The 25,552-nt window shown below is 72.7% G+C and carries 26 protein-coding genes; 20 read left to right on the top strand and 6 right to left on the bottom strand.

Annotated features, from left to right (window positions below; genetic code table 11):
* The first annotated feature begins 27 nt into the window (after positions 1 to 27).
* Positions 28 to 405, top strand: coding sequence for a CBS domain-containing protein (locus ACZ4NT_RS33605; RefSeq protein WP_467728866.1), 378 nt, complete (start codon positions 28 to 30; stop codon positions 403 to 405).
* 6 nt (positions 406 to 411) lie between these two features.
* Positions 412 to 723 (top strand): SCO5918 family protein, encoded by a 312-nt coding sequence (locus tag ACZ4NT_RS33600; RefSeq protein WP_467728864.1) that lies wholly within the window; start codon positions 412 to 414, stop codon positions 721 to 723.
* A 72-nt stretch (positions 724 to 795) separates the two neighbouring features.
* Here the strand turns inward: ACZ4NT_RS33600 and ACZ4NT_RS33595 are convergent, their stop codons facing one another.
* Positions 796 to 1,170, bottom strand: a complete 375-nt coding sequence (locus ACZ4NT_RS33595) for a hypothetical protein (protein WP_467728862.1) — start codon at positions 1,168 to 1,170, stop codon at positions 796 to 798.
* 482 nt (positions 1,171 to 1,652) lie between these two features.
* On the opposite strand from ACZ4NT_RS33595, the gene ACZ4NT_RS33590 reads away from it, so the two are divergent.
* Positions 1,653 to 1,991, top strand: coding sequence for a MerR family transcriptional regulator (locus tag ACZ4NT_RS33590; protein WP_121405382.1), 339 nt, complete (start codon positions 1,653 to 1,655; stop codon positions 1,989 to 1,991).
* Between the two features lie 28 nt (positions 1,992 to 2,019).
* Here ACZ4NT_RS33590 and ACZ4NT_RS33585 read toward each other — a convergent pair whose 3' ends face one another.
* The 5 genes from ACZ4NT_RS33585 to ACZ4NT_RS33565 form a co-directional block, all read right to left on the bottom strand.
* A complete protein-coding gene (locus ACZ4NT_RS33585) occupies positions 2,020 to 3,546 on the bottom strand; it encodes a sensor histidine kinase (RefSeq protein WP_467728860.1) in 1,527 nt (508 codons plus the stop codon).
* Positions 3,547 to 3,558: 12 nt separating this feature from the next.
* Positions 3,559 to 4,290 (bottom strand): response regulator transcription factor, encoded by a 732-nt coding sequence (locus ACZ4NT_RS33580; RefSeq protein ID WP_183116975.1) that lies wholly within the window; start codon positions 4,288 to 4,290, stop codon positions 3,559 to 3,561.
* A 196-nt stretch (positions 4,291 to 4,486) separates the two neighbouring features.
* Positions 4,487 to 5,122, bottom strand: coding sequence for a CE1759 family FMN reductase (locus tag ACZ4NT_RS33575; RefSeq protein ID WP_121405381.1), 636 nt, complete (start codon positions 5,120 to 5,122; stop codon positions 4,487 to 4,489).
* A complete protein-coding gene (locus ACZ4NT_RS33570) occupies positions 5,119 to 6,216 on the bottom strand; it encodes an LLM class flavin-dependent oxidoreductase (RefSeq protein WP_121405380.1) in 1,098 nt (365 codons plus the stop codon). Before ACZ4NT_RS33570 ends, ACZ4NT_RS33575 begins: the two co-directional genes overlap by 4 nt.
* A gap of 166 nt (positions 6,217 to 6,382) precedes the next feature.
* Entirely contained in the window at positions 6,383 to 7,480 is a 1,098-nt protein-coding gene (locus ACZ4NT_RS33565; RefSeq protein ID WP_147464381.1) for a LuxR C-terminal-related transcriptional regulator, read from the bottom strand.
* 154 nt (positions 7,481 to 7,634) lie between these two features.
* Here ACZ4NT_RS33565 and ACZ4NT_RS33560 point away from each other — a divergent pair, with 154 nt between their 5' ends.
* From ACZ4NT_RS33560 to ACZ4NT_RS33480, 17 genes are all read left to right on the top strand, one after another.
* Positions 7,635 to 7,814 (top strand): hypothetical protein, encoded by a 180-nt coding sequence (locus ACZ4NT_RS33560; protein WP_121405378.1) that lies wholly within the window; start codon positions 7,635 to 7,637, stop codon positions 7,812 to 7,814.
* A 143-nt stretch (positions 7,815 to 7,957) separates the two neighbouring features.
* The gene (locus ACZ4NT_RS33555; RefSeq protein WP_121405377.1) at positions 7,958 to 9,070 is read left to right on the top strand and encodes an N-acetylneuraminate synthase family protein; all 1,113 of its coding nucleotides are present in this window, start codon (positions 7,958 to 7,960) and stop codon (positions 9,068 to 9,070) included.
* A complete protein-coding gene (locus tag ACZ4NT_RS33550; protein ID WP_121405376.1) occupies positions 9,060 to 9,863 on the top strand; it encodes an SDR family oxidoreductase in 804 nt (267 codons plus the stop codon). Before ACZ4NT_RS33555 ends, ACZ4NT_RS33550 begins: the two co-directional genes overlap by 11 nt.
* 28 nt (positions 9,864 to 9,891) lie before the next feature.
* Positions 9,892 to 11,841 carry a transketolase C-terminal domain-containing protein gene (locus tag ACZ4NT_RS33545; protein WP_121405375.1) on the top strand — a complete coding sequence of 650 codons (1,950 nt, stop codon included), beginning with the start codon at positions 9,892 to 9,894 and terminating at the stop codon, positions 11,839 to 11,841.
* Between the two features lie 34 nt (positions 11,842 to 11,875).
* Entirely contained in the window at positions 11,876 to 12,550 is a 675-nt protein-coding gene (locus ACZ4NT_RS33540; protein WP_467728854.1) for an RraA family protein, read from the top strand.
* Positions 12,550 to 13,545, top strand: a complete 996-nt coding sequence (gene rfbD / locus ACZ4NT_RS33535) for a dTDP-4-dehydrorhamnose reductase (protein WP_467728852.1) — start codon at positions 12,550 to 12,552, stop codon at positions 13,543 to 13,545. The genes ACZ4NT_RS33540 and rfbD overlap by 1 nt, the downstream gene beginning before the upstream one ends.
* Entirely contained in the window at positions 13,542 to 14,867 is a 1,326-nt protein-coding gene (locus ACZ4NT_RS33530) for a D-arabinono-1,4-lactone oxidase (RefSeq protein WP_121405372.1), read from the top strand. The genes rfbD and ACZ4NT_RS33530 overlap by 4 nt, the downstream gene beginning before the upstream one ends.
* 4 nt (positions 14,868 to 14,871) lie before the next feature.
* A complete protein-coding gene (locus tag ACZ4NT_RS33525; protein WP_467728850.1) occupies positions 14,872 to 15,549 on the top strand; it encodes an HAD family hydrolase in 678 nt (225 codons plus the stop codon).
* Complete coding sequence (locus ACZ4NT_RS33520) at positions 15,546 to 16,529, top strand: branched-chain amino acid transaminase (protein WP_121405370.1); 984 nt, start codon at positions 15,546 to 15,548, stop codon at positions 16,527 to 16,529. Before ACZ4NT_RS33525 ends, ACZ4NT_RS33520 begins: the two co-directional genes overlap by 4 nt.
* Positions 16,529 to 17,506: a quinone oxidoreductase family protein gene (locus tag ACZ4NT_RS33515; protein ID WP_467728847.1), complete on the top strand. Its 978-nt coding sequence runs from the start codon at positions 16,529 to 16,531 to the stop codon at positions 17,504 to 17,506. The genes ACZ4NT_RS33520 and ACZ4NT_RS33515 overlap by 1 nt, the downstream gene beginning before the upstream one ends.
* 31 nt (positions 17,507 to 17,537) lie before the next feature.
* Positions 17,538 to 18,398, top strand: coding sequence for an aldo/keto reductase (locus ACZ4NT_RS33510; RefSeq protein ID WP_121405368.1), 861 nt, complete (start codon positions 17,538 to 17,540; stop codon positions 18,396 to 18,398).
* A complete protein-coding gene (locus ACZ4NT_RS33505; RefSeq protein ID WP_121405367.1) occupies positions 18,395 to 19,657 on the top strand; it encodes an ATP-grasp domain-containing protein in 1,263 nt (420 codons plus the stop codon). The genes ACZ4NT_RS33510 and ACZ4NT_RS33505 overlap by 4 nt, the downstream gene beginning before the upstream one ends.
* A 14-nt stretch (positions 19,658 to 19,671) precedes the next feature.
* Positions 19,672 to 20,634 carry a TauD/TfdA family dioxygenase gene (locus ACZ4NT_RS33500; protein ID WP_121405366.1) on the top strand — a complete coding sequence of 321 codons (963 nt, stop codon included), beginning with the start codon at positions 19,672 to 19,674 and terminating at the stop codon, positions 20,632 to 20,634.
* A gap of 134 nt (positions 20,635 to 20,768) precedes the next feature.
* Positions 20,769 to 22,016: an ATP-grasp domain-containing protein gene (locus tag ACZ4NT_RS33495; RefSeq protein WP_467728844.1), complete on the top strand. Its 1,248-nt coding sequence runs from the start codon at positions 20,769 to 20,771 to the stop codon at positions 22,014 to 22,016.
* Between the two features lie 25 nt (positions 22,017 to 22,041).
* On the top strand, positions 22,042 to 23,316 hold the full coding sequence (locus ACZ4NT_RS33490; RefSeq protein WP_467728842.1) for an MFS transporter: 1,275 nt from the start codon (positions 22,042 to 22,044) through the stop codon (positions 23,314 to 23,316).
* Positions 23,313 to 24,089, top strand: coding sequence for an SDR family oxidoreductase (locus ACZ4NT_RS33485; protein ID WP_467728840.1), 777 nt, complete (start codon positions 23,313 to 23,315; stop codon positions 24,087 to 24,089). Before ACZ4NT_RS33490 ends, ACZ4NT_RS33485 begins: the two co-directional genes overlap by 4 nt.
* A complete protein-coding gene (locus tag ACZ4NT_RS33480; protein WP_121405363.1) occupies positions 24,089 to 25,444 on the top strand; it encodes a hypothetical protein in 1,356 nt (451 codons plus the stop codon). The genes ACZ4NT_RS33485 and ACZ4NT_RS33480 overlap by 1 nt, the downstream gene beginning before the upstream one ends.
* Positions 25,445 to 25,552 lie beyond the last annotated feature (108 nt).

Genomic DNA, 25,552 nt, shown 5'->3' with positions numbered 1-25,552 from the left:
CCCTTCCCCGCATCGCCGGAGGCACCTTTGACGCTGGTTCAGACGCAGTCGCGACCGACGGATTCCGCCGGCAGGGACGCGACCGCCTCCCCGGAGGCGTCCGCACCGCACGTCCGTGACGACATGACCGTCGAGGTCGCCCTGTCCGTCATGGCGAGCGCCCGCACCGGCCATCTGCTCCTGTGCGACGAGGACGACCAGCTCACCGGCCGGGTCACCCGTGCCCGGCTCACCGCCGTCCGCGACAGCCCGGGCTACACGGACCGGGTACGCCTGCGGGACGTCCGCGAGGACCACGCGGTCCACGCACAACCCGGGGATCGCCCCGACCGCGGAGCGCTCCCGGCCTCCGCGACCGCTCGGCGCCGCCCGATCGGACCGTTCTCCCTCTCCCTCTCCCTGTGAGGCCTCATGCGCTGCATCATCGCCCGCTTCCCGTTCGACCTCACCAAGGCCGGCGTGCTGGAATCGATGAAGGGCGTCAAGCCCGAGCCGATCACGGGTGAATCGGTGATCATCGGCCGTCGGCACTACCCCGTCAAGCAGGTGGGCCAGGTCGTCACCCGGCAGGACCGCCGCGACTTCACCGCCGCCGAGGTCACCCGGGCCATGACGCAGCTCGGCTTCACCTGCCGCCCGTACCTGCCCGAGGCCGCGTCCGACCGCGCCCTCTCCCCGTTCGAGAACGCGTCGGTGCTGCTGGGCGCGCCCGCGGGCGTGTAGACCGGGAACAGACAGCGAGGAGGGCCCTGCCGGCGCGCGCCGGCAGGGCCCTCCTCGCTGTGTCCGGGGCGCTCAGTGGTCGGAGTAGCTGAAGTCGCCCACCGTCCAGGCGGTGACGTCCTGGATGGCGACGCGGTACATCCCCCCCGTCTCGGGGATCCCCATGCTGCCCTGCAGGATGCGGGCCACGTGGAAGTGCAGGTGGGTGGGCGTCCCGCCGCCGCCGGAGGCGGGCCGGCTCTCGCCTCCGGTGAAGATGCCGGAGAACGGGCCCAACCGGTCCGAGTCCACCAGGACCTCCGCCACCCGCTCCCGCCATACCGCCTCGGGGGCCAGCCGGCCCGTGATGACGGCGCCGCCGGAGACCACGGTCAGGGACATCTGCGTGCTTTTCTCGGCCTCCACCATGGCGGCGATGCCGATGAGCAGTTCGTCAGGGTTCGACATGAGTGCGGATTCTATGCAGCGGGCCGGCCGCGCCCCCACCCGCGGTCACGGGGAACGTACGCGGCCCAGAAAACCATGACCGCGAGCTATCCAAAATCTACTCCGGCGAGAGTAGACATTGAACAGCTGGGTGGCTACGATTTCTCTCGTAGTCACGTCGAGCACGACTCGGCGGGCAGGGACCGGCCGGCTCGTCGCACCGGTTCCGACACAGGCAAGGATCCAGCGGACGGACGGAGGAGACGCCATCAGGATCGCCCGGGCGCGAGCGGCATTCGCCCCGGGTACCACAAGACCCCGGAACGGAAGGTGGTCCCCGGTCACGCATCCGCGATCCCCGCTCCTCCGCCCCTCTCCCGGGCCGGACGGCGGAAACAGAAGGTCGGCACTGCAATAGGGCCGACAGATGGTGTTGAATTTCCTTCGGGGCCCTGGTGCCGTACGGCACCAGGGCCCCTCGAGGCGTTGTACTACGAGGTGAAATGACAGCAGATAACCCGCTCAGCAATCGTCTGGACGACGACGACTATCCCGCGTACACCATGGGACGGGCCGCCGAGATGCTCGGTACGACGCCCGGGTTCCTCCGTGCCATCGGGGAGGCCCGCCTGATCACGCCGCTCCGCTCGGAGGGCGGGCACCGCCGGTACTCGCGCTACCAGCTGCGAATCGCCGCCCGCGCGCGCGAGCTCGTCGACCAGGGCACGCCCATCGAGGCCGCCTGCCGCATCGTCATCCTCGAGGACCAGCTCGAGGAGGCACAGCGCATCAACGCGGAGTACCGCCGCGCGGCGACCGAGGCACCGAACAGCACCCGCTGACCCCGGGGCCGTCGGCCGCACGGGCGCCTCAGCCGCGGTCGTCGTCCTCGGGGCCACCGGCGTCCACCGTGAACCCGATCACCGCCCCGCCCCCGTCCCGCAGGCGGGCGAAGGGTGCCCCGCCGTGCGAGGTGGCGACCTCCCGCACGATGGACAGCCCGAGCCCGGAACCCGGACGGCTGCGGGCCTCGGCAGCCCGGTAGAACCGGTCGAAGACCCGCTCCTGGTCGCCCTCGCCGATCCCCGGCCCCCGGTCGAGCACCTCGACCCGCACCGCGCCCCGCCCGGTACCGGGCCCCCTCCCCGCGCGCCCCTCCGCCGGGCCGCGCCCGGGATCCGGATCCCGGCCCGCGTCCGGGCCGCCACCGGACCCGCCCGGACGCCCCGTCACCGCGATCCCGATCGCCTCCGCCCCGCCCGGATCGAACTTCGTCGCGTTCTCCACCAGGTTCGTCAGCGCCCGCTGCAGTGCCGAGGGGCGGCCGAGCACCCTCGTGTCACCGCTCGCCCGGACGTCGATGCCGCGTCCGGTGCGCCGCCGGGCCCGGGCCGCCACGTCCTCGGCGACCTCGGCCAGGTCCAGGGGCCGCACCGGTTCGGTGTCGGACTGCCCCGCCGCCAGCTCCACCAGCTCGTTGACCAGGTCGGTCAGTTCGCGGGACTCCAGGGCCAGGTCGGCGACCAGCTCCTCGCGGGCGCCGGGCGGCAGTTCGTCGACGCGGCGCAGCAGGGAGATGTTCGTCCGCAGGGAGGTCAGCGGCGTACGGAGTTCGTGGCCCGCGTCCTGGACCAGGCGGCGCTGGTCCTCCTCGGACCGGGCGAGCCGGCCGAGCATGCGGTCGAAGGAACGCCCGAGGCGCGCGACCTCGTCGTGCCCGGCGACCGGCACCTGGATGCCGAGGCGGCCGGTGCGTGCCACGTCCTCGGCCGCCCCGGCGAGCCGCACCAGCCGCCGGGTGATGCGGCGGGCCAGCCACCAGCCGAACACCCCGGCCGAGACCACCACGGCCGAGACCAGCAGCACGGTCCGCTGCTGGAGTTCGCGGAGCAGGTCCTCCGTGTCGCTGAACTCCTGCGCGACCTGCACGGCGCCGCGGCCGCCGCCCAGCGCGACGGTGGCCACCCGGTAGCGGTCGCCGGCGACCTCGACCTCCTCGTGTTCCAGCAGGCCGCCCGCCGCGGGGGCGTCTGCGGCCAGGCGGTCGTCGGCGCCGACGGGGAGCGGCGGGCTGCCGCGGTCGACGACCGTGCCACCGGGGCCCAGCACCTGCACGTCCGTCCGGCTGGAGCGGATGATGCCGTCGCGCGGGCCGTCGTGGTCGGGGTCGGTGGTCGCGAAGTCCGCCGCGGTCAGCGCGCGCCCACGTGCCTGCTCCCGCAGGTTCTGCACGACCTGGGCGAAGACGGTCTGCTCGTCCACCCTGACCAGCCGGGCCGCGGCGTCGTAGCTGAGGAAGCCGACGAGGACGGTGACCACGGCGGCCACGGCGGCGAAGGAGACCGTGAAGGTCGCACGCAGCGAGGACAGCCGCCGCCGGGACCGCGGCCCGCTCACGCCCCGGACCACTCAGCCCTCCCGCAGGACGTATCCCACGCCCCGCACCGTGTGGATCGGGGCCGGCGCCCCCGGCTCGTCGAGCTTGCGGCGCAGGTAGCCGACGTACACGGCGAGGTTCTTGGAGCCGGGCCCGAAGTCGTAACCCCAGATGCGGTCGTAGATCGTGCGGTGGTCGAGGACGACGCCCGCGTTGCGGAGGAGGAGTTCGAGGAGCTCGAACTCGGTCCGGGTCAGCTCCAGCTCGCGTCCGCCCCGCCAGGCGCGGCGGGCCTGTACGTCCATGCGCAGTCCGGCTCCGGCGAGCTGCCCCGGCGGCTGCCGGTCCGCCGGTTCCGGTACGGCGTCGGCGGCACCGGACGCAGGGGGGTGCCCGTTCCCCGTGCGGCGCAGCAGGGCGCGGAGCCGGGCGAAGACTTCCTCGACGTCGAACGGCTTGACCACGTAGTCGTCGGCGCCCGCGTCCAGGCCCGCGATGCGGTCGGCCGTCTCGACGAGCGCGGTGAGCATGAGGACCGGCGTGCGGTCGCCCTCCGCGCGCAGCGCGCGGCAGACCTGGAGGCCGTCGATGCCGGGCATCATCACGTCCAGGACCAGCACGTCCGGCGGATCGCGGTGGGCCCGGGCCAGCGCCGCGGTCCCGTCGGCCACGGCCGTCACCGCGTACCCCTCCAGCGTCAGCGCGCGCTCCAGGGCGTGGCGGATGGCACGGTCGTCCTCGGCGAGCAGCACGGTGTGGGGCACCCTGCCAGTCTGCCAAGGCCACCCGGGCGCACCGCCCGCCGCCGGCGGCAGCGGGCCCTCTTCTTACCCGGCTCTCACCTCGCCGGGCCGCGCGCGACCGCGGCCACCGGCGGCCGCCGCTGCCGTCGCGGAACCGGTACGGCGGCGGGCGGCACCTCCTCGGGGGAGGTGCCGCCCGTTTCCGCCGGGGCCCGCGTCAGTGCGGGCGCAGGGCGGCGAGGCGCTGCTCGAAGGGGATCACCGGGGCGGGCTCGGTCGCCCGCACCGGGCCGGGGTCCGCGGGCCGCGCCGAGGCGGGGACCGCCGGGCCGGCGGTGGCGGCCATGAGCCCGGCCAGTTCGGCCGCCGCCCGCTCGATCCGCTCCGCGAGGCCCTCGGCGCCCCAGTCCTCCGAGGCCGCGTACACCCCGGTGGGGACGACCACGGCCCGCAGGTACGCGAAGAGCGGGCGCAGGGCGTGGTCCAGCACCAGCGAGTGCCGGGCGGTGCCGCCGGTCGCCGCGACGAGGACCGGCTTTCCGGCGAGCGCGTCCTGGGCGCCGGCGCTCAGCACGTCGAAGAAGGACTTGAACAGGCCGCTGTAGGACGCCGAGAAGACGGGGGTGACGACGATCAGTCCGTCCGCCGCCGTCACCGCCTCGAAGGCGGCGCCGAGCGCGCGCCCGGGGAACCCGTTGGTGAAGTTGTGGGCGATCTCCACGGCCAGGTCGCGCAGTTCGACGAACTCGACCTCGGCCGCGGTCCGCCCCGCGGTCGCGGCGGCCAGCCGGTCGGCCAGCAGCCGCGTGGACGACGGGACGCTCAGTCCCGCCGAGACGACGACGAGCCTCATGCGCTCGGCACCTCCTCCCGGGTGCGGGCCGCGGCGAGACGCGCGGCGTGGGTCGGCGCGTCCGGCACCCCGGCCGGGCGGCCCTTGGCGAACTCCTCGCGCAGCACCGGCACGACCTCCTCACCGAGCAGGTCGAGCTGCTCCAGGACCGTCTTGAGCGGCAGCCCCGCGTGGTCCATGAGGAACAGCTGGCGCTGGTAGTCACCCGCGTACTCGCGGAAGGCGAGCGTCTTCTCGATCACCTGCTGCGGCGAGCCGACGGTCAGCGGGGTCTGGTCGGTGAAGTCCTCCAGGGACGGCCCGTGCCCGTACACCGGCGCGTTGTCGAAGTACGGCCGGAACTCGCGCACCGCGTCCTGCGAGTTGTGCCGCATGAACACCTGGCCGCCGAGCCCGACGATCGCCTGTTCCGGTGTGCCGTGCCCGTAGTGGGCGTACCGCTGCCGGTAGAGCTCGACCATGCGCTTGGTGTGGTCGGCGGGCCAGAAGATGTTGTTGTGGAAGAACCCGTCGCCGTAGTACGCGGCCTGCTCGGCGATCTCGGGCGAGCGGATCGATCCGTGCCAGACGAACGGGGGAACGCCGTCCAGCGGGCGCGGCGTGGCGGTGAACGACTGGAGCGGCGTGCGGAACTTGCCCTCCCAGGTCACCACGTCCTCGCGCCACAGGCGGTGCAGCAGCGCGTAGTTCTCCACGGCGAGGTTGATGCCCTCGCGGATGTCCTTGCCGAACCAGGGGTAGACCGGGCCGGTGTTGCCGCGCCCCATCATGAGGTCCATCCGCCCGTCCGCGAGGTGCTGGAGCATCGCGAAGTCCTCGGCGATCTTCACCGGGTCGTTGGTGGTGATCAGGGTGGTGGAGGTGGAGAGCACCAGCTTCTCGGTGCGCGCGGCGATGTAGCCGAGCATCGTGGTCGGCGACGAGGGCACGAACGGCGGGTTGTGGTGCTCGCCGGTCGCGAAGACGTCCAGGCCGACCTCCTCGGCCTTCTGCGCGATGGCGACCATGGCCTTGATGCGCTCGTGCTCGGTCGGCGTACGGCCGGTCGTCGGGTCCGGTGTGACGTCGCCGACGCTGAAGATCCCGAACTGCATGGTCGCTCACCCTCCGCAGGTTGTTTACGATTCAACTATACCCGCAAACGGTGGGACCCCCGCCGGTATTCCACGCCCGGTCCGGCGACTGCACGGGGCGGGCCCCCGGGCCCCCGTGGAGCCCGCCCCGAACGGCATCCGCGCGGGGCCGGAGCCCCGGCCGGCCCTACCCCTCGCCCCGCCGGACGCCGCCGGCCGTCCCGGGAGCGGCCGCCACGCCGTCGCCCGCGGCCACCGGCGCACCCTCGCCCCCCGCCGCACCCGGTGCACTGTCGTCCGGAAGCAGCCCCCGCCGGCCGACGATCAGTCCCGCCTGGAAGCGGCTGTTGGCGTCGAGGTCGTCCATCAGCTCCGTGATGTACCGCCGGCAGGTCCGGGTGGCCATTCCCAGCCGCCGGGCGATGACGTCGTCCTTCAGCCCCGCGGCCATGAGCCGGAGAATGTTCGTCCGCAGCTCTTCGGCGGTTTCCTGGTATTCGACGCGGTCCGCGTCGAATACCTGGGCCGACTGCCAGATATTCTCGAACGTGCGGTACATGAAATTGACAAGGGTGGGTTCGGACACAATGGCGGCCCCCGGCGCCTGCCGCCCCTGGCGTTCCTGGGAGACGACCGCGATACGGCCGTCGAAGAAGAAGACCCTTTCGAACGGCTCGCCCGTCGTCCGCACCTCCGCCCCCTCCGCGACCACCTGCCGCACGAAGGCGCGCGTGGCGAGGCTGGCCCGGGCCGTGTGCTGGTAGAGGGTCCGCATCTTCACCCCGCGGGCCAGCATGTCCAGCGTGGGGTCGATCACCCGGCGCACCGACTCCGAGCTGCGGCCGCCCCCGGGCTGCACGGTGACGGTCTCGCGCTCACAGGTGTGCATCAGCATGCCCACCTCGCGCTTCACCTCGGCGGGATCGTCCAGGACCCGGATCTGGTCGTCGCACCTGCTGGAGCGGGTGCCCTCGCGATAGAGGGGCACCAGCGCGCGCAGTTCGCCGTGGAGATTGGCGAGACGTTTCTGCGATTCCTGGATGGACCGCTCCACCGGCGACCGCAGCTCCATCTCGGCGATGAGCGGGTCCACCGGCACGGGTGGTCCGGCCTCCGCACCCGGCGCGAGCAGCCGCAACTCCAGCAGGGTCTCTCTCAGCTCCGCCGCGGCCCGAACGTCGACGCCGAGCTTTTTCGCTATCTCGGCATCCCGGAATGCTCCATTCCGAAGTGCGCACTCGTAGCCGGCGACGGCAAATTGTGTCAGCAGTGGTTCGTTTCCCACGCCATCCCCACCCGTTTGTCCGGTTTTGCCGGAATCCCCTTGTAGCCAGAAAAGATTAGGACACCGTCCGGGGCAACACAACAAGTTCCCGTCCTGCCACAGTCAGTGAAGCGCACCGGCAAAGGGCCGGAGCAGCTATGGGGGGAAATCAGAAATGAAGAACGCTCGCAGAGTCCTCGCCGCCGGCATCGCCACCGGCGTCCTGTCCGCCACCGTCGCGACCCTCGGCGTCGCGACCAGCCCCAAGGACCCCGACTGGGACGCGGTTCAGGCCGACGCCCAGCCGAGCCTCGTGATCACGTCGGCGACGCCCGACGACCACGCCTGGGACTGACCGGACGCGAGGGTTCCCGCCCTTCCGGCCCCTTTCTCGCAGCGCTCTCTTTCGGCACCCGCACGCCCGGAGCGTAGCGATTCATGCGCTTTTGCCAGCAAATACAACCTCCGTCTTCAGGTTCAAGGATGGTGTGAGACCCCATGCGCGAAATCCGTATAGCGGAACGTCGAGTCGCCGACGACACGGCTCCCTATGTGATCGCCGAGATCGGTCACAACCACGGCGGCAGCCTCGAGCAGGCCGAAGAGCTCTTCCGGCAGGCCGCCGCCGCCGGCGCCAGCGCCGCCAAGCTCCAGAAGCGGGACAACAAGTCCCTGTTCACCCGCGCCATGTACGACCAGCCCTACGAGGGCCGCAACAGCTACGGCCCGACGTACGGGAAGCACCGCGAGGCCCTGGAGTTCGGCCGTGCCGAGTACGTGCACCTCGCCAAGGTCGCCGCCGAGGTGGGCATCGACTTCTTCTCCACCGCGTTCGACCTCGCCAGCGTCGACTTCCTGGTCGAGCTGGGACTGCCGGCCATCAAGATCGCCTCGGCCGACGTCACCAACACCCCGCTGCTCAGCTACGCGGCGAAGACCGGCAAGACCCTCATCGTCAGCACCGGCGGTGCCTCCATGGACGAGGTGCGGCTGGCCGTGGACACCGTCCTGCCGCTCAACCCCAACCTGGCGCTGCTGCAGTGCACCGCCGTCTACCCGGCCGCGCCGTCCGACCTCAACCTGTCGGTCATCGAGACCTACCGCAACGAGTTCCCCGACGTGGTCGTCGGCTTCTCCGGTCACGACCTGGGCCCCGAGCTGAGCTTCATCGCCCACGCCCTGGGCGCGCGGGTCGTCGAGAAGCACTTCACCCTCGACCGGTCGCTCCCCGGCACCGACCATGCGTTCTCCCTCGACCCGGGCCAGCTGACCGAGCTCGTGTCGGGACTGGAGCGCACCCGCCAGTCCATCGGCTCCCCCGTCAAGGTGTGCAGCGACACCGAGGCCCCGGCCGTCCGCAAGATGGGCAAGAAGCTGGTCGCCGCGCGCGACCTGCCGGTCGGCCACGTGCTGACCGAGCAGGACATCGTCTGCAAGTCCCCGGGTGACGGCCTCAAGCCGTACCAGCTCGACCTGGTCCTCGGCCGCGCGCTGCTGCTGCCGCTGACCGCCGACGACAACATCCGGCTGCAGGACCTCGCCGAGTCCTCCGACTTCGAGCCGGTCGGCCGACGGCCGGTCCCGATCGGGGAGGGCTTCGTTGCCTATTGATCTGACCGGCGAAGTGGCCGTGGTGACCGGTGTCGCGGGAAAGCTGGGCGGCGTCTGGGCGTGCGCCCTGCTGGAGGCCGGCGCCGACGTCCTCGGTCTCGACCTGGACGAGGCCCCGCCGGACGACGTGCTGAAGGTCTCCGAGCGTGAGGACACCGGCACCTACGTCGGAGCCTGGGCCGACGTCACCCACCGCCGCTCCCTGGAACAGTCCCTGAGGACCTGTCAGGACCGGTTCGGGGTGCCGACGATCCTGGTCAACAACGCGGGCATCGACCAGCCGCCCTCGGCGTCCGGCGGCAGCTGGTACTTCGAGGAGGTCCCCGAGGAGCTGTCCGCGGTCACCCTCGACGTCAACGCCCTCGGCGCCCTGCGGGTCTGCCAGGTCTACGGCTCGGCGATGGCCCAGGCGGGCCGCGGAAGCGTCATCAACATCGGTTCCCTGTACGGGAACGTCGCCCCGTACCCCCCGCTGTACGAGCACATCGACCTCGACCCGCCCTTCCTGAAGCCCCCCGCCTACGGCATGTCCAAGGCGGGTGTCTCCGCCCTCAGCCGGTACCTCGCCGCGCTGTGGGGACCGCGCGGCGTGCGGGTCAACACCCTCTCGCCCGGCGGAGTGCTGGGCGACCAGGACGACGAGTTCAAGCGGAAGTTCACAGCCCGCGTCCCGCTGGGCCGGATGGCGGAGGCCGCGGATCTCACCGGCCCCCTCCTCTTCCTGGCATCCGGACTCAGCAGCTACCTCACCGGCCAGGAGCTGATCCTCGACGGCGGCTACGTCTGCTGGTGACCGCCCTTCCACTCCGGGAGTCAAACGCATGGACGTCCCTCTCAGCCGAGTGGAGGTCGCGGAGTTCGACCGCGTCCTCACCGGTATCGAGAACCCCTACGACCGGGCCGGCGCCTTCTCGGCCCTGACCAGGATCAACACCCTCTACATGGTGATGCGCGCCGGCTCGGGCCATCTCGGTTCCAGCTTCAGCGCCGCCGACGTCGTCAGCCACCTCTTCCTGCGGGAGATGGACCGGCCCTTCGAGGACGACGGCGACCTCTACTTCTCCTCCAAGGGGCACGACGCCCCCGGCCTGTACGCGGCGCTCATCGGCCTCGGCCGGCTGCCGGAGGAGTACGTCCACAAGCTGCGCCGGATCGACGGCCTGCCCGGGCACCCCGACGTGCACACCCCGCACATGCCCTTCAACACCGGCTCGCTGGGCATGGGCATCTCCAAGGCCAAGGGCGTGATCCTCGCGGACCGGCTGCGGGGGGTGAGCCGCCGCGTCTTCGTGATGACCGGCGACGGCGAGCTCCAGGAGGGCCAGAACTGGGAGGCCCTGGCCAGTGCCGCACACCGCGGCATGGGCGAGCTGACCGTGATCGTCGACCACAACAAGATCCAGTCCGACACCTACGTCAGCGATGTGAACGACCTCGGTGACCTGGTGGCGAAGTTCGAGAGCTTCGGCTGGGGCGCGCTGCGCGTCGACGGGCACGACCAGCAGGAACTGGAGGCCGTCTTCCGCAAGCGGGCGGAGGCCTTCCCCGACCGGCCCGCGGTCGTCATCGCGGACACCGTCAAGGGCGCCGGCTGCTCCACCTTCGCCGCGACCTCGATGGGCGAGGACGAGTGGCGCTACCTGTTCCACAGCGGGGCACCCGCCGCCGCGCACTACCGCACCGCCCACACCGAGCTGACCGCCGCGGCGGACGCCCTCCTCGGCCCGGCCGGCCTCGGTGCCGTACGGCTGGTCCCGGAGCCCCCGCGGACCGAGCCCGCACCCGGCGGACCCCGCCTGTTCGAGGTGTACGGCGAGGAGTTGACCCGAGCGGCCGCCGACCGCGAGGACATCGTCGCGCTCGACGCGGACCTGGTGCTGGACACCGGACTGATCCCGTTCTCCCGGCGCTTCCCGGAGCGCTTCGTCGAGTTCGGCATCGCCGAGCAGGACATGGTCTCGGCGGCGGGCGGCCTCGCCTCGCGCGGCATGCTGCCCTTCGTCCACTCCTTCTCCTGCTTCCTGCACGCCCGGCCCAACGAGCAGATCTACAACAACACGACCGAGGGCCACCGCGCGGTGTACGTGGGCTCGCTCGCCGGTCTGCTGCCGGCCGCCCCCGGCCACTCGCACCAGGCCGTACGGGACGTCAGCGCGGTCGGCGCCATGCCCGACCTGGTCGTGCTGGAGCCGGCCAACGCCGACGAGGTGCGCGCCGCCGTGCGCTACTGCCTCGACAGCCCGTACAGCGTGTACCTCCGCCTGGTCAGCGCCGCCGTCCCGGACGAGGTCACCGCGCTGGGCGCGGAGCCGCTGCGCACCGGCCGGGGCCGCGTCGTGCGCGAGGGCGGCCGGACCGTGGCCGTCGGCTCGGGCCCGGTGGTCCTCGGCCAGCTGCTCCGCGCCGCCGGGGAGCTGGCGGCGCAGGGCGTCGACCTCACCGTGGTCGAGCTGCCCTGGCTCAACCGGGTCGACCCGGACTGGCTGGCCGAGCTCGCCGCCGGTGCCGACCAGCTGCTGGTCGTGGAGAACCACTACACCAAGGGCGGTCAGGCCGACACCGTCGCCCGCTCCCTCATGGAGCTCGGCGGCCCCCTGCCGCGGTTCCGCGGCATCGGACTCACCGAGGTGCCCCGCTGCGGCACCGAGGAGGAGGCACTGCGCGCCCACGGGCTGCACGCCGAGCAGCTCGCCGCCACGATCCGCGCCGCGGTGGGCGGGGACGCCGCCCCGCCCGCTCCCGCCGTCGACATCGCGCTGCGCGCGCACTGATCCCGACCGGACAGAAAAGAAACAGGAGAAGCAGATGAAGACCGTCTACAACGACGTCACCCGCCCACCGCAGGAGCTCGTCGACGCCTTCCGCGAGGTCACCTCCGAATACAGCCCGAGCTGCCTGGTCACCGACGCGCGCGGCCGGGACGGCGCGATCGGCGGACTGCTGCCCGCCAAGCCCCACCAGAAGGTGGCCGGCCCCGCGCTCACCGTCTCGCTGTCGATCGACGACCTGGTCGACTGCATGCCCCTGCTCAGCCGGGCCAAGCCGGGCGACGTCATCGTCGTCGCCTGCCACGAGACCAAGCGGACGGCGATGTGGGGCGGACTGATGTCCACCCTGTCGATGAAGGCGGGGATCGCCGCGGGCATCGTCGACGGCGCCATCCGCGACGTCGACGAGATACGCGACCTGGACTTCCCCGTCTGGTACCGCAGCACCGTCCCGCGGCCCTCGCCCAGCGCGGTCCACGACCGCACCGAGCCGGTGCAGTTCAACGTCCCGGTGGTGATCGACGGCCAGGTCATCAACCCCGGCGACATCGTCGTGGCCGACGAGAACGGCATCGCCGTGGTCCCCAGGGACGACGCCGAGCAGGTGCTGGAGGGCACCCGGTTCCAGATCGGCAAGGAGAAGCTGATCCGCGACAAGATCAACTCGGGCGCCTCCCTGCAGGAGCTGCTCACCGAGTTCGGTCACCTGTGATGGGCGCGGGCAGCCGGCGGGTCTATCTGACCGGGGCCGACGGGATGCTCGGCCGGGCTCTGACCGCCGCTCTGGCAGCCGACCCGGTCACCGCCGGCTGGCCGCTGCGGGGGGTCTCGCTCGCCGACTTCGACATCACCGACGCCGACGCGCTGCACGCCTCGGTCGCGGAGTTCCGCCCGGACATCGTGGTGCACACCGCGGCCCACGCCATCGTCGACGACTGCGAACTCGACCCCCGGCTGGCGCTCCGCGTCAACATCGAGGGCGTCCGCAACGTCGCCGAGGCCTGCCGCAGGAGCGGCGCCCGGCTGGTCTACATCTCCAGCGACTACGTCTTCGACGGGCTCTCCACGCCCGCCGACGGCTACCGGGAGAACGACCTGCCCAACCCGGTGAGCGTGTACGGGCTGACCAAGGTGGCGGGCGAACGCATCAGCGAACTGGTCCCGGACCACCTGGCCATCCGCACGTCCTGGCTGTTCGGCGGCACCGACGAGCGGGTGGACACCGTCCTGGACACCGTCCGGCGGCTGCGCCGCGGCGAGGCCGCCCGGCTCGTCCACGACCAGTACAGCAAGCCCACGTACACCGTGGACCTGGCCCGGGCGATCGTCTTCCTGCTGACCCGGGAGCAGCCGGTCACCGGCGTGGTCCACGTGGCGAACGCCGGGACGGCGAGCTGGTACGAGGTCGGGCGGGCGGTCCACGCCCTGCTCGGGCCGCCCGGCGCACCCGAGCCGCTGGCCCTCGACGAGTGCGGCTTCCTCGGGGGCCGCCCGGTCGACTCCTCGCTGCACACCGGCCGGCTGGCCGACCTGGGCCTGGACATGCCGCACTGGCGCGACGCCGTACGCAGGTATCTCACCGGCCTCGACGCCGTCGGTGAGCCCGGTGGCCTCGCCGCGGCGGACCCGCTCGGCACGCCGGGCGCCGGGACCGCGGTGGCGGCGGCCGCACCATCGACCGCACTCACCAAGGACGCACTGCGATGAGCGCACGACCGATCTGGAAGACCTGGTCGGGTGTGGCCAGTTGCTCCCCCCGGCATCTGGTCGCCCCGACCACCGAGGACGGCATCGCCGATGCCGTCCGGCTGGCCGCCCGCGAGGATCTCGTCCTCCGGGCGGCGGGCACCGGCCACTCCTTCAACCCGCTGGCCACCACCGACGGTGTCCTGGCCGACCTGACCCGCTACACCGGCATCGTCTCGGTCGACCACACCACCCCCTCGGTGACCGTCCGGGCCGGCACCCTCCTCGACGACCTCACCGCGGCCCTGCACCGGCAGGGCCTGGCGCTGCCGAACGTGGGCACCCTCGGCGGGCAGACCGTCGCCGGCGCGGTCTCCACCGGCAACCACGGCACCGGCCTCGCCCACCCGCCGCTGTCCGGCGAGATCCTGGCCATGAACCTGGTCGACGCGGACGGCAAGGTGCGCACGCTGGACCGGGAGTGCGAGCCGGAGCTGCTGCGCGCGGCCCGCACCGGTCTCGGCGCGCTCGGCGTCGTCTCCACCGTCACCCTGCGCTGCGTGCCCGCCTTCAACCTGCGGGTCACCCAGGGCGGCGAGCCGCTCGACGCCCTGCTGGAGCGGTTCACCGGCTGGGCGGGGAGCGCGGACCACGTCACCTTCACCTGGCAGCCCTGGAGCGACCGCGCGGGCACCCGGTCCCTGCACCGCACGCAGGAGCCCGCCACCCGCACCGGCGACCGCAAGCGGTACGGCACCACCCTCGGCGAACTGTGGTGCGGGGTGCTCGGACACGCCGGGCGCATCTCCCCGGCGGCCGTGCCCCGGCTGTCCGGCCTCTTCGACGGCGGGGCCCCGGCGCAGGAGTTCACCGGCGCCGGCCACCGGGTCTTCACCTTTCCGCAGCCCGTACGGTTCATCGCCCTGGAGCACTGCCTGCCGCTGGCGAACGTCCCCGACGCACTGCGCGAACTGCGGCCGGCCCTGCGCCGGTCCGGACTGCAGTCGCCGTACTCGGTCCTCGGCCGGGTCGGTGCCGGTGACGACTCCCCGCTCAGCCCCGCCCACGGCACCGGCCCGGTCGGCTACCTCAATCTCACCGTGCCGCGCATGTCCCCCTACCTGGAACTGCTGCGCACGGTCGAGCACGTCCTGCGCGAGCACGGCGCCCGCCCGCACTGGGGCAAGGCGCACACCGCGACCGCCGAGGTGCTCGCGCCGCGCTATCCCGAATGGGAGACCTTCCAGCGCGTGCGCGCCGAACTGGACCCCGAGGGCCGGTTCACCAACGACTATCTGCGCCGGGTGCTCGGCCCCGTGCGGGTGCCGGCCGGGAACGGGTGACGCCATGACACCCCGGGCGCTGTTCCTGGACTTCGACGGGCTGATCTGCGACACCGAGGACGCCGCCCGCCGCTCCTGGTCGCTGCTCTACGCCTCCCTCGGACTCGCTTTCCCGCCCGCGCTCTGGCAGCGGATGCAGGGCCGCTCGGACGGCGAGAAGGCCGCGCTGGCCGACCTGGGTCGGCGGCTCGGCCGTCCGGTCGGGCCCGACGTCCGGGCCCGACGGCTGCGTACGAAGACGGAACTGTGCCGGGCCGAGCCGCTGCGGCCCGGCGTGGACCTGCTGCTCCGGGCCGCGGAGCGGCACGGCATCCCCGCCCTGGTGGTGTCGAGTTCGCCGCGCGACTGGGTGGAACCGCACCTGGTCCGCCTCGGCGTGCGGCGGTACTTCGCCGAGCTGGTCACCGGCGACCTGACCCCGCGTCACAAGCCGGCTCCCGACCTGTATCTGCTCGCGCTGCGGCACGTCGGCCTGGCCGCCGAGGAGGTGTGCGCCTTCGAGGACTCGCCGACCGGGGTGAGCGCCGCCCGGGCGGCGGGCGTGCGCTGTGTCGCGGTGCCCTCCGCCGCCGGCGACCCCGCCACGCTCACCGGCGCCGTCCAGGTCCTGCCCTCCCTGGGCGACTTCCGCCTCGACCGCTTCTCCCTGCCCGAACCGACGAAAGGAAGCCTGCCGCGATGACCACCACCCTGGAGCCCACTGTCCGGGCCGAGCTGGACACCCTGGCCAGCCCCGGCCAGGACGTTCCCGAGTGGATCTGGCGCAACGGCGCACTGGTCCCGTGGGAGCAGGCCACGATCCATGTGAACGCCGTCGGCCACGCCTCGGTGGCCGCCGTCTTCGAGGGCATCAAGGCCTATCTGGCGGCGGACGGCGAACGGCTGCTGCTCTTCCGGCTGGACGAGCACCTGGACCGGCTGTACCAGTCGGCCCGGATCTGCCGGCTGAGCCTGCCGTACGGGCGCGAGGAACTGCGGGCGGCCGTGCTGGAGGTCGTCCGGGCCAACGGATACCGCGCCGACGCCTACATCCGCCCCTGGGCCTTCCCCACCGGCATCATCCGCGAGCAGATGGTGCCGGCCGGCACGGAGTGCGAGGTCGTCGTCGACACCTGGCCCTTCCGCAGCGGGCTCGACGAGAAGCGCGGCTGCCGGGCCGCGGTCAGCTCCTGGCTCCGGGTCAGCGACGCCTCGACGCCACCGAGGGTCAAGGCGTTCTCGAACTACCACAACGGCCGGCTCGCGCTGATGGAGGCGCGGGAGAACGGCCACGACTGGCCGATCCTGCTCAACGAGCAGCACAAGGTCGCCGAGGGGCCCGGTGCCTGCATCGCCCTGGTCCGGGGCGGCACGGTGATCACCCCGTCGGTCACCAGCGGCGTGCTGGAGAGCATCACGCGCGCCACCGCGATCGAACTCCTGGGCGAACTCGGTATGCCGGTGGTCGAGCGCGAGGTGGACCGCAGCGAGCTCTACCTCGCCGACGAGGTGTTCTTCATGGGCACCGCCTGGGAGATCCTCCCGGTCACCACCGTGGACGGGCTGCAGGTCGGCGACGGCACGCCCGGACCGGTCACCGGGCAGCTGGCGGCCGCGTACACCCGGCTGGTGCGGGGCGAGTCGCAGGACCACCCGGACTGGCTCACGGAGGTCCGGCTCTGATGCGCGCGATCACGGTCCGCAGGCACGGCGGCCCCGACGTCCTGACCCCGGCCGCGCTGCCCGACCCCCGCCCCGGCCCCGGTGAGCTCCTCATCGCCGTCGAGGCGGCCGGCGTCAACTTCATCGACGCGCACTTCCGGGCCGGCCGCTACCCGGTGCCGCTGCCCTACGTCCCCGGACAGGAGGGCGTGGGGCGGGTCCTGGCGGCCGGTCCCGGCGTCACCGGACCGCGTACCGGCGACCGCGTCGGCTGGGTCAACCTCCCCGGCGCCTACGCCGAACTCGCCGTGATCCCCGCCGACCGCGCGGTGCCGATCCCCGACGAGGTCGGCACCCGCACCGCCGCCGCCGTCCTGCTGCACGGCATGACGGCGCACTACCTGGTGCACGACAGTTGCGCCGTCCGGGCCGGCGACGCGGTGCTCGTGCACGCGGCCGCCGGAGGCATGGGCCTGCTGCTCACCCAGTGGGTCAAGCTCCTCGGCGGGACGGTGATCGGGACCGTCTCCTCCGCCGCGAAGGAGGAGCGGGCCCGCGCCGCCGGCGCCGACCACGTGATCCGGTACGACGCGCTGGACCCGGCCGCCGTCGCCTCCGCCGTCCGGAACCTGACCGGCGGGCCGGGAGTGGCCGCGGTCTACGACGGCATCGGCGCCCCCACCTTCGACGGCTCCCTGGCGGCACTGCGCCCGCGCGGCACCCTCGTGCTGTACGGCCAGGCGGGCGGCCCCGTACCCCCGTTCGACCTCGGGCGGCTCAACCAGGGCGGGTCGCTGCGCATCACCCGCCCCAACCTCGACCACCACATCGAGTCCCGTGACGAGCTCACCGCCCGCGCCGCCGAGGTGCTGCGGCTGGTGGCGTCCGGCGCCCTCGCCCCGCACATCGGTTCCGTCCGCCCCCTGGAGGAGGCGGCCGGGGCCCACGCCGACCTCGAAGGCCGACGCTCCATCGGGAAGCTCCTGCTGACCGTCTGACACCTGCCCACCCTCGCCAAAGGAGCCGGGAATGACTTCCCCGACCACCCTGACCATCGGCGGCGACCTGACCGTCAACCGCCTCGGATTCGGCGCCATGCGCCTCACCGGACCCGGGATCTGGGGCCCGCCGGCCGACGTCCCCGGCGCCCTCAAGCTGGCCCGGCGTGCCGTCGAACTCGGCATCACCTTCATCGACACCGCGGACTCCTACGGCCCCGGGACCAGCGAGGAACTGCTCGCCGAGGCGCTGCACCCGTACGCCGACGACCTGGTCGTCGCCACCAAGGCGGGTCAGAGCCGCCCCTCGGCGAGCCAGTGGATCCCGCTCGGACGGCCCGAATACCTGCGCCAGCAGGCCGAGTTGAGCCTGCGCAGGCTGCGCCTGGACCGGATCGACCTGTTCCAGCTGCACCGGATCGACCCCAAGGTGCCCGTCGCCGAGCAGCTGGGCGCGCTCAAGCAGCTCCAGGACGAGGGGAAGATCCGCCACATCGGGCTCTCCCAGGTCGGCGTCGAGGAGCTGGAGCAGGCGCGGCGCGAGGTCGAGGTCGTCAGCGTGCAGAACCTCTACAACCTCACCGAGCGCACCGACGACGACGTCGTCGACTACTGCGAGCGCGAGGGCATCGCCTTCATCCCCTGGCTGCCGATCGCCCGGGGCGCCCACGCCGCCGCCGACGGCGTGCTCGCCGAGGTCGCGGCCGAGGTGGGGGCCACCCCCACCCAGGTCTCGCTGGCCTGGCTGCTGCGCCGCTCCCCGGTCGTGCTGCCGATCCCGGGCACGAGCTCGGTCGCGCACCTGGAGGAGAACACCGCGGCCGCCCGCGTCGAGCTCACCGACGAGCAGTTCACCCGGCTGTCCGCCGTGACCGGAAAGGACCGGACATGAGCATCCTCATCCTGCACAAGAAGAACCTGAGCCGGCGCCGGCACCTCGCCCGCGCCCAGCAGTACGCGGCCGAGCACGGCGAGCAGCTGCTCCTGGTGATGAAGGACCCGACCTGGGAGTCGCAGTACGTCGACCGGGTCGCGATCGCCGACACCTCGGACCTCGCCGAGACCACGGCCGCCGTGAAGGAGCTCCAGGCCGGCGACGAGGAGCCGATCCGCGCCGTCGTCACCTTCATCGACAGCGGTGTGCCCATGGCGGCCCGGGTGGCCGCCGACCTCGGGCTGCCCTCGGTGAGCGAGCGGACGGCCTACCTCGCGCGGGACAAGTACGCCATGCGCGAGGCGATCGCGCGGGCGGGCGGGGTGGCGCAGCCGCGGTACGGCCTGGCGCGCACCCTGGAGGAGGCCCGGACGGAGGCCGCCCGGATCGGCTACCCGCTGGTCCTCAAGCCGTTCATCGGCAGCGGCAGCATGTACGTCCGCAGCGTCGACGACGAGGCGGAGCTGGACCGCTGGTTCGAGGAGACCCGCCGGGGCGCCTGGGAGGGCTTCGAGTGGGACCCGCTGTACGACGAGACGTACCGGCTGTACGAAGGCGCCCTGCTGCTGGAGGAGTTCGTCCCCGGCGAGGAGGTCAGCGTCGAGTCGCTGGTGTCGGGTGACGAGACCCGGGTCGTCGCCGTGCACGACAAACCGCTGCCCACCGGGCCGACGTTCGAGGAGGTGTACGCCTGCACGCCCACCCGGCTCGCCCCGCACATCGTGGCGCGGCTGACGGAGGCGACCGCGGCGGCGCACCGGGCGCTGGGCATCCGCACCGGCGGGACCCATGTGGAGTTCCGGCTGCGCGGCGAGGAGCCGGTGATCCTGGAGGCGGCCGCCCGGCTGGGCGGCGGGCCGATCTGCCGTTCCGTGCAGCTGAGCACCGGAGTAGACATGGTCGAGGCGGTCCTCGACCTGGCGACCGGCCGCACCCCCGACGTCCGGCCGGTGCCGCAGCCGCGGGCCGTCGGCTTCTGGAACATCTTCCCCGAGCAGGCCGGGGTGCTCACCGAGGTCAGCGGCCTGGACCGGGCCGGCGCGGACGACCGGGTCGACGAGATCCAGATCTACCGCGAGCCGGGCGAGTTCCTGGACGTCCCGCCGCACACCTTCCAGAGCCACGGCCACCTGATCTTCACGGTGGACGGCACGGACCGGCTCGACGCCGTCTTCGACGAGATGGTGCGCACGGTCCGGCTCGAGACCAAGCCCTGACGACGGAGGAGTTCATGAGCGAGCACATACGTCTGCACGAGCACCGTCTCGACGACGGGGTCCGTGACCTGCTGGGCAAGGAGATCACCGAGCGGCTCTCCGCGGCCGCCTACGATCCGGACCGGGACAGCGCGATCCTGGCCCGGATCGGGGCGTACGCACTGGAGAAGCTGCTGCCCGCGGAACTCCTCTTCGCCGTCCGGCAGTTCACGGGTTCGGACGCGCACGCCCTGCTGCTGGACAACATGCCCCGGCAGCCGGCCCCGCGGACACCGGTGACGGGATTCGGCGGCGAGGCGGAACTCGCCGTCACCAACGCGCTGCACCTGGGCCTGATCCAGTTGCTCGGACTCACGCCGTTCGCGGTCGCGTACGAGAACTCGGGCCGGCTGATCAGAAACGTCGTCCCGAATCCCGCGGCGGCCGGAAAGACGAGTTCCTGGGGATCGGACTCCGAGTTCTTCTGGCACACCGACAATCCGCACCTGCCGTTCGGTGATCCGGGCTGCGATCCGCGTCCCTGCATTCCGCGATATCTGACCTTCTGCGTGATGCGGAACTCCGAGCGCGTACCGACCGAGATCATGTCGGTCGAGGCCGCCGTCGACCGACTGCCCGCGGACACCGAGCAGTTGCTGTCCTCGACCGCCTTCCGGATCGCCGCGCCCGACTCCAACGACGCGGCCGAGGACGGGCGCCGGCTCACCCTCGACGAGGCGTCCGTCCTGGAGCGCCGGGCCAGCGGCCTGCGCGTCCGCTTCGACCAGGGCACCACCCGCGCCGTCACCCCGCAGGCCGCCGACGCCCTCACGACCTGGGCGGAAACCCTGCCGACCGCACCCTGCTGGCAGCCCGTACTCGCCCCCGGCCAGTTCCTGGCCTTCGACAACTACCGGGTGCTGCACCGCCGCCAGGCCTTCACCCCGGCGCCGGACGACGCCGAGGCGCGGTGGCTCCGCCGCTGCTACGCCAGCTGAACGGAACGTCCCGCTATGCCGGAATCAGCTTCCGGCCGTGCCACATCCGGACACCGCGGGACGCACCGGCCCGCACCGGGCCCGTGCCACTGTATTCGCAGTCTCTTTCGCGTATTTCCGAACGGAGAACACTCATGCCTCGAATAGTCCTCATCGGCGGAAAGCCGCAACCCGTCACGACGGCCCGGGAATTCGGGGTCGAGATCGTTCTCGTCCACGAAGAGGGCAAGTACGAGAGCGAATTCGCCGACCACTGCGCGCAGATAGTCCACGCCACGGTCAACGACAGCGAGTCCATTCTCGCCGTCCTGCGCCCGCTGCACGAGGAGAAGCCCTTCGACCGGGTTCTCTCGGCCACCGAGGAAGCCGCCATCGCGGCCGGCGAGGTCGCCGACGCCCTGGGCATCCCCGGCACCAGCGCCTTCACCGCCCGGGCGCTGAAGGACAAGGCGATCACCCGCAAGCTCCTCGACGAGCACGGTGTCAGCCCGGTCCGCCACGCGGTGATCACCAGCGCGGACGACGCGGCGGAGTTCGCCCGCTCGGTCGGCGGCCGGATCGTCGTCAAGCCCTCGGACGGGGTCGCCAGCATCGGCATCCACGTCGCCGAGACCCCCGACGAGGCCACCACCGCGTTCAAGAAGCTGGCGGAGGCCGGGCACCGCGACGCCATCGCCGAGGAGTACCTCGACGGACCCGTGGTCAGCGTGGACACCTTCTCCCACCGCGGCCGCCACGTCGTGTTCGGCATGTCCGAGTACCAGATGAACGACCTCTTCGTGGAGTGGGAGGTCCGCACCCCCAGCCCGGTCGCCGAGACCTGGCGGGCCGAGCTGACCGAGCTGGTGGGACGCCTGCTGGACATCGTCCAGCTCACGGACGGGCCCGCGCACAGCGAGTTCATCCTCACCCCCGACGGACCGCGCGTGCTGGAGTCGCACAACCGCTTCGCCGGCAGCGGCGCCCCCGACCTCGTCCGCCGGGCCACCGGCGCCGACCTCTACCGGATGTTCCTCGCCGTGCAGCTCGGCTTCGAGGAGCTGCCGCAGCAGTCCCCCACGCCGACCGGCGGCGCCGCCATCCGCTTCTTCACCCCGGAGCCGGGCACCATCACCGCCATCACCGGCCTCGACGAGGTCGACGCCCTGGTCCTCCGGGTCCCGCCGGGCGGCGCCCGCGGAAACATCGTCCCGATGCTGGCCGGGACCAGGGAGGCCGACGTCGCCGTCGTCCTGTCCAAGCACGTGGGCGACGTCGTACCCCCGCTGCGGTCGGTCAAGGACTGCAGCTCGGGCTACGTCATCGCGACCGGACGGGATGCCGCCGACGCCTCGGCCAGGTGCGAGCGCGTGATCGAGCAGATCCGCTTCCACGTCGGGTGACCGAAGTCCACCCAGGAGAGACGACATGACAACCCTCGAGACACCCCGGGGCGCCGAGCCCGACGCCCCGCCACCGCTGATGCGCGACCGCCAGTTCCGGCGCTTCATCACCGCGGCGGCGGCGGGGAAGCTCGGTACCCAGATCGGCTACGTCGCGATCCCGCTGCTGGCCGTCACCACCCTGGACGCCGACGCGGGACAGGTCGGCCTGCTCGCCACGCTCAGCACCCTGTCCTTCCTGCTCATCGGCCTCCCCGCCGGGGCCTGGGTGGACCGGGTCCGGCGACGCAAGGTGATGATCGCGGCCGATCTGGCCCGCGGACTGCTGCTCGCCTCGGTCCCGGCCGCCCATCTGGCCGGGCACCTCACCATCGGGCAGCTGTACGCCGTCGTCCTGCTCACCGGCGTCGCGACCGTCTTCGCCGACGTCGGCCAGCAGAGCTTTCTCCCGCACCTGGTGGGCCGCGAACAGCTGCCGGCCGCCAACTCCACGCTCGTCGGCATGGACGCCCTCAACCAGATCGCCGGGCGCAGCGCCGGCGGCTTCCTGGTGCAGCTGATCTCCGCCCCGGCGGCCATCGCGGTGAACGCCGTCGGCTACCTCTGGTCGGCGGCCTGGCTGACGGCCATCCGCAAGCCCGAACCCGCGCCCGTCCGCAAGCCGGGCCAGAACCTGGTCAAGGAGATCAAGGAAGGCCTGGTCTTCGTCACCGGCCGGCCGGTGCTGCGCGCCATCGCCCTGGCGAGCGCCTTGAACAACCTGTCCATCCAGGTCAGCGTCACGATGCTGCCGGTGCTCTTCGTGCACGACCTCGGGTTCTCCGAGGGCATCCTGGGCCTCTACCTCGCCGTGGGCGGTCTCGGCGTCCTCATCGGCTCGCGCGCCGCGCGGCGGATCGGCCCGCGCCTCGGCCAGGGCAGGACGCTGTGGATCGTCGGCCTCGCCGTCGCCCCGTTCGGCTTCCTCGTCCCGCTGGCCGGTACCGGCTGGGGACTGTGGCCCGCCGTCCTGGGCTGGCTGCTCACCACCTTCCGGGTCGGCGTCAACAACGTCATCCAGGTGAGCTTCCGCCAGCGCTGCACGCCCGACGCGCTGCTCGGCCGGATGAACGCCACCATGCGGTTCGTCCTCACCGGAGCCCTCGCCGTCGGCTCGGCACTGGCCGGGGCGATCGGCGAGTTCTCCGGCGCGCGCGCCGCGCTCTGGGTGGGCGCCGTCGGCCTCGCCCTGGTCTGGATCCCCATCTACCTGTCCCCCTTGCGCACCATGCGCGACTGGCCCCGAGGTGAAGCCCAGTGACAACCACACCCCCCACCGCGGTGCCCCGCACCGCGGTCGTGACCGGCGCCAGCAGTGGCATCGGGGCCGCGACCGCGCGCCGGCTGGCCAAGGAGGGCTACCACGTGGTCGCCGTCGCCCGCCGCGCCGACCGCCTCCGGGCCCTCGCCCTGGAGATCGGCGGCGAGGCCTACCCGCTCGACGTCACCGACCCGGCGGCCGTCCGGGAGTTCGCCGCCACCCTGGGCGGCTGCGACGTCCTGGTGAACAACGCCGGCGGCGCCTTCGGCTCCGAGCACGCGGCGGCCAGCGACCCCGAGGACTGGCGGCACGGCTTCGAGGTGAACGTCATGGGGTCCCTGCACATGACGCAGGCGCTGCTGCCCCTGCTCCGCGGCTCCGGCGGCGGCACCGTGGTCGCCCTGACCTCCACCGCCGCGTTCGTCAACTACGAGGGCGGCGGCAGCTACAGCGCGGTCAAGCACGCCGCCCACGCCCTCGCGGAGACGCTCCGCCTGGAGCTGTCCGGCGAACCCGTCCGGGTCGTCGAGATCGCCCCCGGCATGGTGCGCACCGAGGAGTTCGCCCTCAACCGCTTCCGCGGGGACGCCGAACGGGCCGAGGCCGTCTACGCGGGCGTGGACCGCCCGCTGACCGCCGAGGACGTCGCCGAGTGCGTCCACTGGGCGGTCGGTCTGCCCCAGCACGTCAACGTCGACCGGCTCGTGGTCCGCCCGCTCGCCCAGTCCGCGCAGCACAAGGTGCACCGCGGCCCGATCTTCGAGGAGCGCTGATGACCGACGACGTCACCCGCGCCTATCTGCGCGCGAGCACACCCGAGGACAGCGGACTGCGGACGGCGGTCGCCCGCTCCGTGCTGCCGCCCGCGCTCGCCGCGTCCTGCGCGCACCGGCTGCTGCCCCGGCCGTTCTTCGCGGCCGAGGACGAGATGAACGCGATCCACGGGGACCTCACCCGGCTCTTCGACATCCTCGTCTCGCTGCCGCAGCGGCTCTTCGGCGGCGATCTCGGCCGCTTCTGCGAGGCACTGGGCATCGACGCCCGCAAGGCCGCCTTCATGCGGCGGCTCGGCGGCGGCCCGCCCCCGCTGCACGGACGCGCCGACATGTACCACGACGGCGAGTCCCTCAAGCTCCTGGAACTGAACCTCGGCAGCCAGCTCGGCGGCACCGACCGCGCCGAACTCAGCCGCTGCCTGCTGGAGGTGGACGCGTTCGCCGCGTTCGCGGAGGAGCACCGGCTCCGCTACATCCACACCGGCGAGGTGATCGCGGGTGTGCTGCGCGAGGCGGCGGCACCGGTGACGAACGGGGACGCGCCGGTCATCGCGCTGCTGGAGGCCGACGGCGGCCTCGCCCCGTACCTGCCCCTGGTCCGCTCCTTCCAGGAGATGATGCACCGGCTCGGCCTCGACCTGCGGATCGGGGAACTCGGGCAGGTGCGGGAGCGCGGCGGGAAGCTGTACCTCGACGGCACGCCCGTCGACCTCGTCCTGCGGTACTTCTCCGTGGACCAGCTGTGCGCGACCCCGGGCGGGGAGGCCGCCGTCGACCCGGTGTACCGGGCGCACCAGGCCGGCGGCACCGTCCTCTACACCCCGCTGGAGAGCTTCCTCTACGGCAACAAGGGGACGCTGGCGCTGCTCTCCGACCCGCTCCACCGTGCGGCGTTCTCCGCCGAGGAGGCCGCGCTGATCGACCGCGTGCTGCCGTGGACCCGGGTGCTGACCGACGGTCCGGCCCAGGCCGAGGACACCACAGTCGACCTGATCGAGTACTGCCGCGAGCGGCGCGAGCAGCTGATCCTCAAGCCCCGCGGCGACTTCGGCGGCGCCGGCATCGTGGCCGGCTGGGAGTGCGGCGAACAGGACTGGAAGGAGCGGCTCCTGGACTGCCGGGACAACGGCTACGTGGTCCAACGCCGGGTGGTGCCGCGCAACGAACCGGTCCTCGACCCGCAGACCGGCCGGACCGAGGACTGGATCGCGGTCTGGGACGCCTTCCTCACCCCGCACGGGCACGCGGGCGGCCACATCCGCGCCGTCCCGGTGGGCTCGGGGGAGATCGTGAACATGGGCACGAACCCGCTGTGCCGCACCTCGGGAGTGTTCCAGTACCCGGGGGCGTGACAGCACCGGGGGGGGGGGGGGGGGGGGGGGGGGGGGGGGGGGGGGGGGGGGGGGGGGTCGGGGGGGGGGGGGGGGGGGGGGGGGGGCGCCCCCCAGCGCGTGGGGTCC

The sequence above is a fragment of the Streptomyces sp. NPDC026417 genome, from assembly GCF_055567695.1.
The sequence above is the reverse complement of the archived record's forward strand: the minus strand, read 5'-3'. Positions and strand labels throughout refer to the sequence as shown.